Below are 13,871 nucleotides of genomic sequence, written 5' to 3' on the forward strand. Positions count from 1 at the left end.
CGCGCGCTCATGGGCTCTCCTCCGTGCGGTGGCTGGGGTGTGCGTGGTGGGCCAGGCGCCAGATCCGGTCGCGGCTCATCGGCAGCGCGTGGGGACGCACGCCCACCGCGTCGCGCACGGCGTTGGCGATGGCCGGCGCGACCGGGTTGTACGGCGCCTCGCTCATCGACTTCGCGCCGTGGGGCCCGAGGGTGTCGTAGGTGTCGGCGAAGAGCACCTTGGTCGGTGGCACGTCGGCCATCTGCGGCACCCGGTAGCTGCGCAGGGTCCGCGTGGCGACGCGGCCGTGGTCGAGGAGCAGCTCCTCGTAGAGCGCGCTGCCGATGGCCTGGGCCACGCCGCCCTCGACCTGCCCGCGCAGCTGCTCGGGGTTGATCACGACACCGGCGTCCACGGCCTGCACCGACCCCAGGATCCGCACCTCGCCGGTCTCGGGGCGGACCGCGACCCGGACGCCGTGCACGTTGAAGGCGACCGAGCGCGGGTCGCCGTGGTGGGCCGCTCGCCCGGTCACCGATCCCTGGGCTCCCGCCTCCAGGCGCCGGCGCAGGTCGCGGGCGGCGTCGAGGACCGCCATGCCGGCGACGACCGAGCCGGTGGAGCCGTAGGCGCCGGAGTCGTAGGTGGTGGCGTCGGTGTCCGAGGACGTCAGCCGTACGGCGGCCGGGTCGACGCCGAGCTCGTGGGCGACCAGCTGCACGTGGACCGTGGCGGTGCCGTTGCCGAACTCCGCGGATCCGACGAACACCTCGACGGTGCCGTCGGCGTGCCGGGTCACGGCGGCCTCGGCGTGGTGCCCGCGCGGGGGGATGGTCGCGATCATGGCGGCCGCCAGGCCGCTGCCCACCGCCCAGCCGGGTCCGGGGGCGGGCGTCGTGTCGGCGGCAAGCTCGGCCTCGACCAGGTCGAGGCACTGGTCCAGCCCGTAGCTGCCGAAGACCAGGTCGTCGTGCGGCGGCCCGGTGACCACGAACCCGTCGCCGGGCACCACGACGTTGCGGCGGCGCACCTCGGCGGGCGTCAGCCCGCACTCGCGCGCGAGGTCGTCGAGGGCCGACTCGATCGCGAAGATGACCTGCCCCAGCCCATAGCCGCGGAAGGCGCCCGACGGCACCTGGTGGGTGTAGACGGCCTCGGCGTCGACCCGCTTGTTGGCGCAGCGGTAGAGCGCGACGGACTCGTTGGTCCCGTGGAACATCACGCCCGGCGCGTGGTTGCCGTAGGCGCCGGTGTCGGTGAGCACGTCGACCTTCATCGCGGTGAGCACCCCGTCGGCGTCCGCGCCGAGCTCGACGCCGACCCGCATCGGGTGCCGGCACGGGGTGTGGGCCAGCTGCTCCTCGCGGGTCAGCTCGAGCTGGACCGGTCGGCCGAGCCGCAGCACCGCCAGGGCGACGACGTCCTCGACGAGCAGCTCCTGCTTGCCGCCGAAGCCGCCACCGACCCGGGCCGCCAGCACCCGCACGCGGGCCGGGTCCAGGCCCAGCACGCGGGCCAGCTCGTCGCGGACCAGGAACGGCACCTGGGTGCTGGTGCGCACGACCAGCCGGCCCGCGTCGTCCAGCCACCCGCGGGCGCCGTGGGTCTCGAGGAAGGCGTGGCTGACCCGGCCCGTGGTCCAGGTGCCGGACACCGTGACGGCCGCCCGCTCGAGCCCGGCGGCGACGTCGCCCACCTCGCCGTGCAGCTGCGCGACGACGTTGCGGCCGGGGTCGTCGATGCGGCACTGCTCGGCCCGGCCGACCTTGTCGCCGTGCACCAGCGGGGCGCCCGGCTGCCGGGCGGCCTCGGGGTCGAGGACCGCCGGCCGGACGTCGTAGGCTACGCGGACCAGCCGGCAGGCCGCCTCCGCCACGGCGACGCTGTCGGCGACGACCACCGCGACGCGCTGGCCGGCGAAGCGGACCACCCGGTCCAGGAGCCGGGTGTCGTCGGGGTCGTCCAGGCGGCTCTCGTGCCGGCCGGTCGAGTACAGGACGTCGGGGGAGTCGCGGTGGGTGAGCACGAGGTGCACTCCGGGCAGTGCCTCGGCCGCGGCGGTGTCGATGTCGAGGACGAGCGCGTGCGGGTGCGGGCTGGTCACCAGCCGGGCGTGCAGGACCCCGTCGGCCGGCAGGTCGAGGGTGAACGGCTCGGTGCCCCGCACGACGCGGTCGCCGGCCGGCGCGCCGGCGGAGCGGCCGAAGCCGGCCTGGGGATCGCGGTTGGTCGTGCCGGACAGGGCGTCCCGGATCGAGCGGTAGCCGGTGCAGCGGCACAGGTTGCCCTTGAACAGCCGGGCCAGCGCGTGCCCGTCCCCGTCGTCGGCCGGGTCGGGGTGCACGTGGCCCTCGGCGTCGGCCAGGGCGGCCGCGGTGACCACCTGACCCGGGGTGCAGAAGCCGCACTGGAACGCGCAGGCCTCGCGGAACGCGCGCTGCACCGGGTGCGGCCGCTCCGGGGTGCCCAGCCCGGCGGCGGTGGTGATCTCGGCGCCCTCGGCCCGCACCGCCGGGAACACGCAGGAGTGACGCGCCTCGCCGTCGACGAGGACCGCGCAGGCGCCGCAGTCTCCCGCGTCGCAGCCGCGCTTGACGTCGAGGTGCCCGGCCTCGCGCAGGAACGTGCGCAGGCACTGGCCCGGCGCGGGCGGCCCCGGCACGTCGACGCCGTTGACCCGCAGGCTCACGCCGTGACTCCGGCGAGCTCGTCGCAGACCTCGCGGGCCAGCGTGCGGGTGACGGCCTCGCGCCAGTCCGGCGCTCCGTGCGGGTCGTCGTACCAGCCGTCGACGCCGTCCAGGGCGCCGTCGAGCTCCTGGGTGCCCGGGACGCCGGCGAAGCGCAGCACGACGGGGCGCGGCGTCGCCGCGGTCACGGTGAGGCTCACGTGGCTGTCCTCGTCGAGGCGGCCGATCACGACCGACGCCGAGCGGCCCAGCGTGTTGAGCGAGGTACGGCGGAAGGCCGTGCGCGCGGCGAGGGAGGCGGCCGGGAGGTCGACGGCTCGCAGGACCTCACCGGGGGCGAGGCTGGTGCGACCGGGCCCCCGGACCAGGCCGGCGACGGCCTCACGGCGCTCGCCGCCGCCGGGTGTCCACACCACGGCCTCGGCGTCGAGCGCCGCCGCGACCGAGATGACCGCACCGGCGGGCAGGGCCAGGGCGAGGTTGCCCCCGACGGTGGCCATCGCCTGGATCTTGAACGACATGGCGAGCGCGTCGGCGGCTTCGCGCAGCAGCCGGGCGATGCCGGGTGGGACCGGCGCCCGCTGCAGCCGCTCGATGGTGCAGGTCGCCGCGACCCGCAGGCCGCCGTCGCCCGGCTCCCAGTCGGGCCAGCCCATCGCGGTCAGGTCGACCAGCCCGGTGAGGTGCGGCTGCGGCTCGGAGAAGAGCCAGCTGCCGCCGGCGAGCAGCGCCTCGCCCGGTCCGAGCGCGAGGTCCGCGCGCTCCCGGGCCGGGCGGAAGCGGGTGACGGTCGACAGGTCCACGTCAGGCCTCGATCTCGGCGAGCCGGGCGTAGGTCCGGCTGATCCCCGAGATCCGGTCCTGGGCGCCCTGGCCACAGGCGGTGAGGACCCCGTCGGCCAGGACGCTGACCAGGCTCATGGCGGCGGCGTAGCTGTCGAAGGCCAGCTCGGTCGCGATCGAGCATTCGAGCCACAGGGTCGCGCGTCGGGCGTGCTCGATGGCGGTGGGGTCGGCGAGGAGCAGGACCGGCGCGCCGGTCTCCGTGGCCGCCTCCAGGAAGGCACCGAAGCCGGCGGGCCGGCGCCGGAAGCCCACGAGCACGATCGCGTCGCCGGGGCCGACGTCGGCCAGCTCCTCGCCCAGCACCTGCCCCGGGACCGGCGCGACCCGGACGTCGCCGCGCACGTGGGCGAGCTGCTGGCGCAGGTGGAGCGCCACGGGGTGGGAGTTGCGCCAGCCGACGACCAGGACCCGGCGGGCGGACGCCACCAGCTCCACGGCGGGGGTCAGCGCCGGGTGCTCGACCGCCCGGCGCAGCGCCTCGGCCTCGCGGGCCAGGTGGGCGGGCAGGTCCGCGCCGCCCCGGAGCAGCCGCGGCTCGCCGCCGTGACGGCTCTCGCGCAGCTGCTCGCGGACCTCGCCGAAGTCGGCGTACCCCAGGCTCCGGAACAGCCGGCTCATCGTCGCCTTGGAGACTCCGGCCAGTGAGGCGAGCTCGGCGGCGCGGTACGTCGCCAGGTCGTCGAGGTGCTCCAGCAGCGTGGCCGCCGCCCGGCGCTCCTGGGGGGAGAGGTCGCGGTGGCGCGACGCGATCCGCTCGTCGATCCTCATGCGCTCCTCCGCTCGGCGACGGCCAGCACGGCGTGCTCCAGGGCGTCGATGGCCGCCGCCACGTCGACCTCGCGCACGTCCTCGTCGGGGTGGTGGCTGATGCCGTCGAAGCAGCGCACGAACAGCATCCCGACGTCGGTGACCGCGGCCATCGCCATCGCGTCGTGGCCGGCGCGGCTCCACAGCCCGAGCGGCTCGGCGAGGCCGGCGGCGCGGATGCCGTCGACCACCGCCTGCTGCAGCCAGGGCGCGCACGGCACCGCCGGCGCGCGGTGCACCTCGAGCGCCTCGAAGCGCAGCCCGCGGGCGTCGCACAGGCCGCGGACCTCGGCCTCCAGCCGCTCCCACATCGCGTCGCGCTCCCGGTCGGTGGCGGCGCGCAGGTCGAGGCTCAGGTCCGCGCGGCCGGGGATCACGTTGACCGCTCCGGGGGTGACCTCGATCCGCCCGACCGTGGCGATGCACTCCGAGGCCTTGGCCAGCCGCTCGATGGCGACGATCGCCTCGCTCGCACCGACGAGCGCGTCGCGGCGCCGGGCGTACGGCGTCCCACCCGCGTGGCGCGCCTCGCCAACGACGGAGAGCCGGAAGCGCCGGGCGCCGGCGATCGCGGTGACGTAGCCGAGCGGCTCGTCGCGCGCCTCCAGGTAGGGGCCCTGCTCGATGTGGGCCTCGAGGTAGCCGACCAGGCTCTCGGGCGGCCGCGCGGCCTCCCCGACGCGGCGCGGGTCCAGGCCGAAGTCGTGGAAGGCCCGGTGCAGCGTGACGCCGTCGCGGTCGCGCAGGTCCCACCACTCCTCGTCCCAGGCTCCGGCCACGGCCTGGGAGCCGAGCAGCGCGGTCCCGAAGCGGGCGCCCTCCTCGTCGCCGAAGCCGATGACCTCCAGCGCGAACGGCAGCGTGTCGGCCCGGTCGCCGAGGCGCGCGACCACCGCGATCGCCATGACCACGCCGAGCATCCCGTCGTAGGAGCCGGCGTCGGGGACCGTGTCGAGGTGGGAGCCCAGCAGCAGCGCGGGCAGGCCCGGCTCCCGGCCCTCGCGGCGACCGCAGACGTTGCCGGCCGCGTCGGTCCAGGTGCTCAGCCCCGCCGCCTCCATCCACCCGGCCGCGGCGGCGTTGGCCCGCGCGTGCTCGGGGCTGAGGTGGACCCGCTCCAGGGCGGGGGCGCATGAGGTGAACCGGTCCAGCTCGGCGCAGCGGGCGAGCACCTCGGCGGCGTCGCTCATGCGCCGGCGTCCGCGTAGGTCTCCTGGGCGGCGCCCACCCCGCCGCCGGCGGTCACCGGCGCACCGGCCGCGCGCAGCACCTGCTCGAGCGCGGCCAGGGTCATCAGGACGGCGTCCTTGCGGGCGTTGTAGCCCATGGTGCCGATCCGCCACACCTTGCCGTGCAGCGGTCCGAACGAGGTGCCGAGCTCGATGCCGAAGTCGGCCAGCAGGCCGGCCCGTGTGCGGTCGCCGTCCACGCCGTCGGGGATGTGGACGGCCACGACGTTGTGCATCTTGTGCGCGGGGTCGCCGAACACGGTGAGGCCCAGGCCGCGTACGCCGGCGAGCATGGCCGCGCCGTGGCGCCGGTGCCGGGCGACGGCCTCCGCGAGGCCCTCCTCGACCAGCAGGCGCGCGCACTCGCGGGCGCCGTAGAGCATCGTCGTGGCCTCGGTGTGGTGGTTGAGCCGGCGCGGGCCCCAGTAGTCCATGACCTGCGCGAGGTCGAGGTAGTTCGACGCGATGCGCACGCCGCGGTCGGAGTCGCCGGGCTCGCGGATCCCGGCCTCGACGTGCTTGCGCTGCTCGATGACCGCCGCCGCCCGGGGCGAGATCGTGATCGGCGCGCTGCCGGACGGGCCGCCCAGGCACTTCTGCAGGCCGGCGGTCACGACGTCCAGGCCCCAGGCGTCGGAGCGGAGCTCGTTGCCGCCGATCGAGGCGGTCGCGTCGCAGTACAGCAGGACGTCGTGGCGGCGGCAGATCTCGCCCAGGTCGGCCAGCGGCTGGCACATCGTCGTGGAGGTGTCGCCCTGCACGACCGCGAGCACCTTGGGGCGGGTCGCGACCACGGCCTCCTCGATGGCGGCCGGGTCGACCACCTGGCCCCACGGGACCTCGACGGTGTGCACCTGCGCCCCGCACCGGGTGGCGATCTCGGCGAGCAGGTGCCCGAAGCGCCCGAACACCGGCACCAGCACCCGGTCGCCCGGCTCCAGCAGCGAGACCAGCGCGGCCTCGATCCCCGCGCGCGACGTGCCGTCGACGACGAACGTCTGCTCGTTGGCGGTCTCGAAGACCTCGCGGTACAGCGCCATCGTCTCGTTCATCGTCCGCGTCATGAACGGGTCGTACTGCCCCACCAGCTGGGCCGACATCGCCCGCAGCACCCGCGGGTCGGCCGTGCTCGGGCCGGGCCCCATGAGCAGCCGTGCCGGCGGGTCCACGGGGCCGAGTTCGGTCATGCGAGGACTGTATGAAACGTCCGTTTCGCGAGTGTTTCGGCTGTGCGGCGACGGAGGTCCGGGTCGAGCCGGGTCGTCAGGGGCGGGGGAGCGGCCGGCCCCAGTGGTGGTCGGGGCGGTCGGGATCGAGGAGCCGGCCGCGGGAGACGGTGTGGGTGACGCGACCGGCGTACCGCTGGCCGTCGTACGCCGAGAGCGGGTTGCGGTGGGCCAGGCGCGCGGCGTCGACGACCAGCTCGACGGTGGGGTCGTAGACGGCGAGGTCGGCGTCGGCCCCGGGCGCGATGCGGCCCTTGGCGCCCAGGCCGACGAGGTCGGCGGTGTGCCGCGACATCCACCGGCTCACCCGCTCCAGGCCGAGGCCGCGGCGCCGGGCCTCGTGGGCCACCGCGGCCAGCCCGACCTGCAGCCCGGACACCCCGCCCCAGGCCTGCTGCAGGTCGCCGTCGCCGCGTCCCTTCTCCTGCGCCGTCGCCGGGGAGTGGTCGCTGACGACGCAGTCGATGACGCCGTCGGCCAGGCCCTGCCACAGCAGGTCGCGGTTGCCGGCGTCGCGGATCGGCGGACAGCACTTGAACTCCGCGGCGCCGTCGGGGATGCTCTCGGCCGCGAAGCAGAGGTAGTGCGGGCAGGTCTCGACCGTCACCGGCAGCCCCTCGGCGCGGGCATCGGCGAGGAGGTCGAGGGCTCGCGCGCTGGACAGGTGCAGGACGTGCACGCGCGCTCCGGTCTCGCGCGCCCCGTCGAGGACCTGGCGGATGGCGGCGGTCTCCGCCTCGTCGGGGCGGCTGAGCAGGAAGTCCGCGTAGGCCCGGCTCGGTGGCGCCGGCGAGCGCTCCAGCACTTCCGCGTCCTCGGCGTGCACGATCATCGGCGCCCCGAGCCGGGCCACCTCGCGCAGCGCCGCGTGGAAGGCCGAGGGGTCCAGCGGTGGGAACTCCGCCACCCCGGACGGCGACAGGAAGCACTTGAAGCCGAAGACGCCGGCCTCCCACAGTGGCTCGAGGTCGCCGACGTTGCCCGGCACCGCGCCGCCCCAGAACCCCACGTCGACCATGAGCTCGCCCTCGGCGGCGCGCTGCTTGGCGCGCAGTCCGACCAGCGTGGTGGTCGGCGGGAGGGAGTTGAGCGGCATGTCGACCAGCGTCGTGACGCCTCCCAGCGCGGCCGCCCGGGTCGCGGTGACGAACCCCTCCCACTCGGTGCGGCCGGGCTCGTTGACGTGGACGTGGGTGTCGACGACGCCCGGCAGGACGTACGCCGCGTCGTCGACCGCGAGCACCGCGCCGGTGGCCTCGGCGTCGTACGGCGCCACCGCGGCCACCCGACCGTCGGCGAGGCGGAGCGTGGCCGGGACGAACGCGTCGCCGATCAGCACGCGGCGGGCGCGCACGGCGTCGAGCCGCATCAGGCGCCCTCGCGCAGCACCGTCGCCTGGATCAGGCCGTAGGGCCGGTCGGCGGCGAAGAAGACCTCGCCGGGGTTGTCCAGACCGAAGGGCTCCAGGTCGACCAGGAAGTGGTGCTTGTTGGGGCACGACAGGCTGATCTCGGCCACCTCGCCGAACCGCTCCAGCACCTCCTTGCCCATCTCGAAGATGGTCTGCTGCAGCGCGAGCGAGTGCACCGACGCGAAGGTCGACAGCAGGGTGTCGCGGATGCCGGCGTACAGGCCGTCGTAGTCGGGGCCGTCGTAGTCCGGGCCGTCGTGGGGGCCCGTCTCGACGTAGCGCCAGGTCGCGGTGAGGCTGGTGGCGAGGATCCGGTCGGTCGTCTCCGGCAGCGTCGTGTAGCCGTCGCGGGGGAACCCGCCGAACTCCGAGCCGGTGCTCTTGAGGATCGTGCAGTCCTTGAGCCCCGCCACGACGGTGCTCCGCTCGCCGTCGAGGGTGACCACGGCGGTGCGGGTCTCGCGGCCGCTGCGCAGGAACGAGTGGTCGTGCGGTGCGCCGTCGGCGACGATGCGCTCCCATGCGAACACCTCCGTCGAGAAGTCCCCGCCGGTGACCCAGTCGAACTCCTCGACGAAGTGCCGCCCCACGGTCGTCAGGAACTCCTCGGGCGAGGCGATCGGGTGCCTGCGGGCGAACGCGTAGACGGTGTTCTTCTGGGTGTCGGTGGCGACCACCTGGGAGTTGTCGCCGTCGGTGTGGCAGGCCGCGAAGTCGCCGCGCAGCTGGGTGGTGACGTTGAGGTCCTGCAGCTCGTGGACCGGGGTGTCCCGTCTGACCCGCACCAGCCGGCACTCCGCCTTGCCGTACTGGTTCGCCCCCAGGACGATGTCGCCCGCGGCCATGTCAGCTCCCTCGGTAGGTGGTGTAGGAGTACGGGCTCAGCAGCAGCGCCAGGTGGTAGTGCTCCTCGGCCTCCGCCTGGAACGTGAGCCCGACGAGCGGGTAGAGGGTCGCCCGCCCGGCGGCGGCGAACCAGTCGCCGGTCTCGAACGACAGGGTGTGCGCACCGGGCTGGAGGTCGACCTCGAAACGGAGCCGCCCGTCGGCGTCGGTGGCCCCGGTGGCGAGGACCTCGCCCGCCGGTCCGCCCAGGTGCACGCGCAGCCCCGCCGCGGGCCGGCCCAGCGCCGCGTCCAGCACGTGCGTCGAGCAGGTCGTCATGGCGTCACGCTGTCGTCCAGCCGCAGCATCGCGATCTCCTTCAGCTGGCCCATGGTGACCAGCAGCTCGGTGTCGGGGTCGTGGCGCAGCCGCTGCTCGAGCAGTGCGAGCATCTCCTCGGCGCTGCGCCCCTTGGCGCGGACCAGGTAGATCCGCCCGAACGTCTCCTCGTAGCGGCGGTTGCCCTCGGCGAGGCGCGCCAGGACGTCGTCGTCCTCGGGGACGCCGGCCTGCTCGGCGCGCGACATCGCCGCGCTGGCGCCGTCGCCGGCGGCGCGCTCGCCGATGCGGGGATGGCCGGCCAGCGCGGCGGTCACCTCCTCGGGCGTCCAGGCATCGGCGTACGCCGCGGCGGCGGCCCGCAGGGCGGGCACGTCGGCGTACGGTCGCGCCCCGACGACCGCCGCGGCCCAGGCCGGGACGTCCGCCCACCCCCGCACGAGCGCGGTGGCCTCGTCGGTGCTTGCGGCGTTGAGCTCACCCAGCTGCACGGCTCCTCCTGTCGTGAACGGTAGGTGCTGGACGGCGCTCACGGCGCGAGCTCGCAGGCGAGCGCCAGCAGGTCGCGGTCGCGACCGGGCGCCGCGACCAGGCAGGCCCCGGCGGGCAACCGGTCACGGGTCTGCAGGGGCACGCTCAGCGCGGGGAGGCCGGCGATGCCGGCCAGGCAGGTGAGCCGCATCGTGGCCTCGCGCACGGCCTGCAGACCCTCGCCGAGCGGGGGCGCCACCGACGAGGCCGACGGCAGCACCAGCACCCGGTCGCCCACGAGCGCCCGGATCGCCTCGCGCGCCGCGGCCACTCCCGAAGCAGCCTCGGCCGCCTGGTCGGCGGTGACCGTGGCGGCGTAGGCGAACCGCGCCCGCACGTCCTCGCCCAGGGTGTCCAGCCGACCGGTGAGCCACTCGCCGTGCGCGGCCCACGCCTCCGCGGCCTGTGCGGTGAGGAACGCGCCGAGCCAGGCGTCGTGGTCGCTCAGGTCCCAGTCCTCGCCCGTCGCCCCGAGCTCCGCGGCGTACGCCGACACCGCCTCGCCCACGTCGGGCTCGGCGAGCGCCAGCAGACCCGGCACGACGACCAGGTCGCGCCCGCCGCCGGGACTCTCCGGCAGCAGCACGTCGCCCACCGCGGCCAGCCGGTCCGCGTCGCGGGTCAGCCACCCGACCGCGTCGAAGGACGGCGAGAGCGGCACCATCCCGAGCCTCGGCACCAGGTCGTGGGTGGTGCGCAGGCCGTAGAGACCCTGGTAGGACGCCGGGACGCGGATCGAGCCGCCGGTGTCGCTGCCCAGCCCGATCGTCGCGTGGCCCAGCGAGACCGCCGAGGCCGAGCCGGAGGACGACCCACCCGGCACCCGGTGAGGGGCCTTCGGGTTGGGTGGGGTGCCGTAGTGGGCGTTGGCGCCGGCCAGTGAGTAGGCGAGCTCGTCGGTGCGGGCGATCCCGCGCAGGTCGGCGCCGGCGTCCAGGAGGGCCGAGACGACGCCCGCGTGCTGTGGCTCGGTGGGCGCGGCGGCCAGCCGCGCGGGGTTGCCGGCACCGACGGCCTGGCCGGCGACGGCGTACAGGTCCTTGACCGCCACGCTCTCCCCGGCCAGCGGCCCCTCGGCCGCGCCCCGCACCAACGGGTCGCCGACCACTCGCCAGATGCGCGGGTCGAACGCGGGCGGCGGCACGGACACGTGGGCCGCGGTGACGACCCAGCGGCCGTCCTGCCGGGCCCAGAGCTGGGTCTGCTGGCCGCGTCCGCCGCGGGCCAGCTCGGTGACCGCGACGACGAGCGCTGCGTCGTCGCCGATCGCCTGCACGTGCGTCTGCACGATACGCCGCTGTGGCGCCCCGCCCCGCGCCCCGCGGAAGGCACTGATGCGGTCGTGGCCGACGAGCAGGCCGGCGGCGTCGCCGCGCAGGGTGGTGGGGCCGGGCGCGAAGAGCCGGTCCAGGGTCTCGACGTCGTCGGCCATGAGCGCCCGCTCGTACTCCCAGAACGCCGCCTCCAGGCCGTCGGGCCTCGCCGCGCCCATCGGGGCCGTGCTCATGCGGCGCCCGGGAAGTCGGCCTTGCGGATGCGGGCGTGCACGCCCTTGACCCGGTCGACGACCTGCGACACCTCGAAGTCCGTGGCGGCGGAGAGGTAGGCCAGCGCCAGGCTCGGATCCATCCCGAAGCGGGCCTGGAGGAGGCTGATCGCGGAGCGCACGCAGTTCTGGACGGCCACGTCGAGGTCGGGGTCAAGCCCCGTCGGCACCAGGTGCTCGTGGGTCTCGGCCACCGGCCCGACGAGCTCGCCGAACGCCGCCACCGCGTCCTCGCGCGCGATGACGTCGAGCCGGACCGTCGCCCGCAACGAGGCCTCCATCGCCGTGAGGGCGACCTCGCCGTTGCCCTGGGCGAAGTGCGGGTCGCCGACGTAGGCGAGCGCACCGTCGACCTGGACGGGCAGGTAGAGGGTGGCGCCGACGGTCAGCAGCGAGATGTCGAGGTTGCCGCCGTGGGCGCCGGGGGGCACCGAGTGGGGGCGGCGGTCGCCGGGCACCGCGACGCCCATGACGCCCAGGAACGGCGCAAGGGGGAACGAGACCGTCGGCTCGGCGCCGGGGGTCAGCGGCAGCAGGCCGTGCGTGCCGTCGTCGTCGGTGCGCGCGAACGCGCTGAAGACCGCGGCCCCGTCCAGCGGGTACTCACCGGGCAGCGCTCCCTTGCCGTGCCGGTTGGAGATCACGCCGTACGGCACCCGGGGGAGCGTCTCCAGGACCGTCACCGCCAGCAGGTCGCCCACGCGGGCGCCCGCGACCGCCACCGGGCGGCTCACGACGTGCGGTCCGTCGGCGGTGAAGCTGCGCGGGACGTCCGCGGCGGCCAGCGCCACGGCGTCGGCCAGCACCGGGACGTCGTACGGCGCGAAGAAGGCGCGCGGGTCGCGACCCTGGTCCTCGAGGATCCCCTCGTGGCTGAGCGTGTCGAAGGTGACCTCGTCGCCGGGCTCGACCTTGGCCACGGGCGCGTCGGCGGCAGACGGCAGCCGGCCCCAGAGGACGTCGTCGACCCCCGACGGCACGTAGTGGCCCCGGACCGGTCCGCAGCCGGTCTCCAGCGGCGCGGACTGCGTCGGGTGGGCCATGGCCAGAGAGTAGGGAACGTTTGTTTCAGGGATGTTGTGTGCGGCGTGCCGCCCGAGACCGCCGGGTCAGGGGGCGAGGTAGCGGTAGCGGTGGTGCTCGCGGAAGCCGAGGCGCGCATAGAGGGCGAGCGCCGGCTCGTTGTCGCCGAGGACCTGGAGGTAGGCCGTCGTGGCGCCCCGCTCGGCGCCCCAGTCGAGCAGCTCGGCCATGACCACCAGCGCCAGCCCGCGGCGCCGGTGGGCCGGGGCCACCTCGAGGCTGCGGAAGCCGACCCAGTCGCCGGCGTACGCCGCCACGCCGCCGCCCACCTGCTCCCCGTCCAGCAGGAGCCGAACCGTGGCCTGGTCGCCGGCGACGTCGAGCGCCACCTCCACCCCGTCGGCGCGGACGCCGCGCAACGACCGCGAGGCCTGGCTGACCGCGGCGAGCTGGAAGACGGTGTCGGCGTCGTGGCTCTCGAGGCCCCAGCCGTGGTCGCGGAACAGCGCCTCCTCCTCCGAGCCCGGGAGCACGGCGGCGATCGGCCGGGTGCCGTGGGCGTCGTAGAACGCGACCACCTCCGCGTAGGCGTCCGGGACGCCCGCGGGCCCGAAGGCCAGCACCGAGTTGGCGCGGCGGGCGGTGGCGGTGGGGGAGCGGCGCAGCACCCAGCCGCCCAGCGGTCGGGTCTCCAGGTCGGCGAACAGCGCGAAGCCCCGCCGCTGCGCCTCGGCGGGCGGCACCCGCTGGCGCACCGAGGGCCGCGGCGGCACCGGCTTGCCCGACACGATGTCGGCGAGCGGGATCCGCACCGGCGCCCCGGTCTGGGGCTGGATCACGCAGGCGTCGTCGCCCCACGCCGTACAGACGCCGAGCAGGTCGGTCAGGGCCGGACCGCCCGACGGCCCGGTCTCGCCCCGCACCACCCGACGCACGACCACGCGCTGGCCGACGACGTGCGGCCCGAGCGTGTGCCGGCCGACTGTGCCCTCGCTCACATGGTGGGGTTCATGTATCTGGGCCACGGCGGGATACTAGGCTGACCACGCTCTCGCATGCTCGGACCGAACCGTCCTCAGGAGGAACCGGTGACCTACGTCATCTCCCAGCCGTGTGTCGACCTCAAGGACCGCGCCTGCGTCGACGAGTGCCCGGTCGACTGCATCTACGAGGGCAAGCGGATGCTCTACATCCACCCCGACGAGTGCGTCGACTGCGGTGCGTGCGAGCCGGTCTGCCCCGTCGAGGCCATCTTCTACGAGGACGACGTGCCGGAGCAGTGGAAGGACTACTACACCGCCAACGTCGGCTTCTTCGACGACCTCGGCTCGCCCGGCGGCGCCGCCAAGATGGGGGAGATCGACAAGGACCACCCGATCGTCGCCGCGCTCGAGCCGCAAGAGCACGACGAGTGACTGCT

The 13,871-nt window shown here is 75.4% G+C and carries 13 protein-coding genes; 1 reads left to right on the top strand and 12 read right to left on the bottom strand.

Annotated features, from left to right (window positions below):
* Positions 1 to 7: 7 nt before the first annotated feature.
* From LQ940_RS04210 to LQ940_RS04265, 12 genes are all read right to left on the bottom strand, one after another.
* Entirely contained in the window at positions 8 to 2,668 is a 2,661-nt protein-coding gene (locus LQ940_RS04210; protein WP_231243320.1) for a molybdopterin-dependent oxidoreductase, read from the bottom strand.
* The gene (locus LQ940_RS04215) at positions 2,665 to 3,471 is read right to left on the bottom strand and encodes an FAD binding domain-containing protein (protein ID WP_231243321.1); all 807 of its coding nucleotides are present in this window, start codon (positions 3,469 to 3,471) and stop codon (positions 2,665 to 2,667) included. The genes LQ940_RS04210 and LQ940_RS04215 overlap by 4 nt, the downstream gene beginning before the upstream one ends.
* A gap of 1 nt (position 3,472) precedes the next feature.
* Positions 3,473 to 4,282, bottom strand: a complete 810-nt coding sequence (locus LQ940_RS04220) for a MurR/RpiR family transcriptional regulator (RefSeq protein WP_231243322.1) — start codon at positions 4,280 to 4,282, stop codon at positions 3,473 to 3,475.
* Positions 4,279 to 5,511, bottom strand: a complete 1,233-nt coding sequence (locus tag LQ940_RS04225) for an allantoate amidohydrolase (RefSeq protein WP_231243323.1) — start codon at positions 5,509 to 5,511, stop codon at positions 4,279 to 4,281. The genes LQ940_RS04220 and LQ940_RS04225 overlap by 4 nt, the downstream gene beginning before the upstream one ends.
* Complete coding sequence (locus tag LQ940_RS04230) at positions 5,508 to 6,737, bottom strand: pyridoxal-phosphate-dependent aminotransferase family protein (protein WP_231243324.1); 1,230 nt, start codon at positions 6,735 to 6,737, stop codon at positions 5,508 to 5,510. Before LQ940_RS04230 ends, LQ940_RS04225 begins: the two co-directional genes overlap by 4 nt.
* Positions 6,738 to 6,813: 76 nt before the next feature.
* On the bottom strand, positions 6,814 to 8,145 hold the full coding sequence (gene allB, locus LQ940_RS04235; RefSeq protein WP_231243325.1) for an allantoinase AllB: 1,332 nt from the start codon (positions 8,143 to 8,145) through the stop codon (positions 6,814 to 6,816).
* Positions 8,145 to 9,032 carry a factor-independent urate hydroxylase gene (gene pucL / locus LQ940_RS04240; RefSeq protein ID WP_231243326.1) on the bottom strand — a complete coding sequence of 296 codons (888 nt, stop codon included), beginning with the start codon at positions 9,030 to 9,032 and terminating at the stop codon, positions 8,145 to 8,147. The genes allB and pucL overlap by 1 nt, the downstream gene beginning before the upstream one ends.
* A gap of 1 nt (position 9,033) precedes the next feature.
* Complete coding sequence (uraH, locus tag LQ940_RS04245; RefSeq protein WP_231243327.1) at positions 9,034 to 9,351, bottom strand: hydroxyisourate hydrolase; 318 nt, start codon at positions 9,349 to 9,351, stop codon at positions 9,034 to 9,036.
* Complete coding sequence (gene uraD, locus LQ940_RS04250; protein WP_231243328.1) at positions 9,348 to 9,842, bottom strand: 2-oxo-4-hydroxy-4-carboxy-5-ureidoimidazoline decarboxylase; 495 nt, start codon at positions 9,840 to 9,842, stop codon at positions 9,348 to 9,350. The genes uraH and uraD overlap by 4 nt, the downstream gene beginning before the upstream one ends.
* 38 nt (positions 9,843 to 9,880) lie before the next feature.
* A complete protein-coding gene (locus tag LQ940_RS04255; RefSeq protein ID WP_231243329.1) occupies positions 9,881 to 11,389 on the bottom strand; it encodes an AtzH-like domain-containing protein in 1,509 nt (502 codons plus the stop codon).
* The gene (locus LQ940_RS04260; protein ID WP_231243330.1) at positions 11,386 to 12,471 is read right to left on the bottom strand and encodes an acetamidase/formamidase family protein; all 1,086 of its coding nucleotides are present in this window, start codon (positions 12,469 to 12,471) and stop codon (positions 11,386 to 11,388) included. Before LQ940_RS04260 ends, LQ940_RS04255 begins: the two co-directional genes overlap by 4 nt.
* A 66-nt stretch (positions 12,472 to 12,537) precedes the next feature.
* Positions 12,538 to 13,449, bottom strand: coding sequence for a GNAT family N-acetyltransferase (locus LQ940_RS04265; RefSeq protein WP_231243331.1), 912 nt, complete (start codon positions 13,447 to 13,449; stop codon positions 12,538 to 12,540).
* A gap of 90 nt (positions 13,450 to 13,539) precedes the next feature.
* Here LQ940_RS04265 and fdxA point away from each other — a divergent pair, with 90 nt between their 5' ends.
* The gene (gene fdxA, locus LQ940_RS04270; protein WP_231243332.1) at positions 13,540 to 13,866 is read left to right on the top strand and encodes a ferredoxin; all 327 of its coding nucleotides are present in this window, start codon (positions 13,540 to 13,542) and stop codon (positions 13,864 to 13,866) included.
* Positions 13,867 to 13,871: the final 5 nt, after the last annotated feature.

The sequence above is a fragment of the Nocardioides sp. cx-173 genome, assembly GCF_021117365.1.
In the GTDB taxonomy this organism is placed as follows: domain Bacteria; phylum Actinomycetota; class Actinomycetes; order Propionibacteriales; family Nocardioidaceae; genus Nocardioides.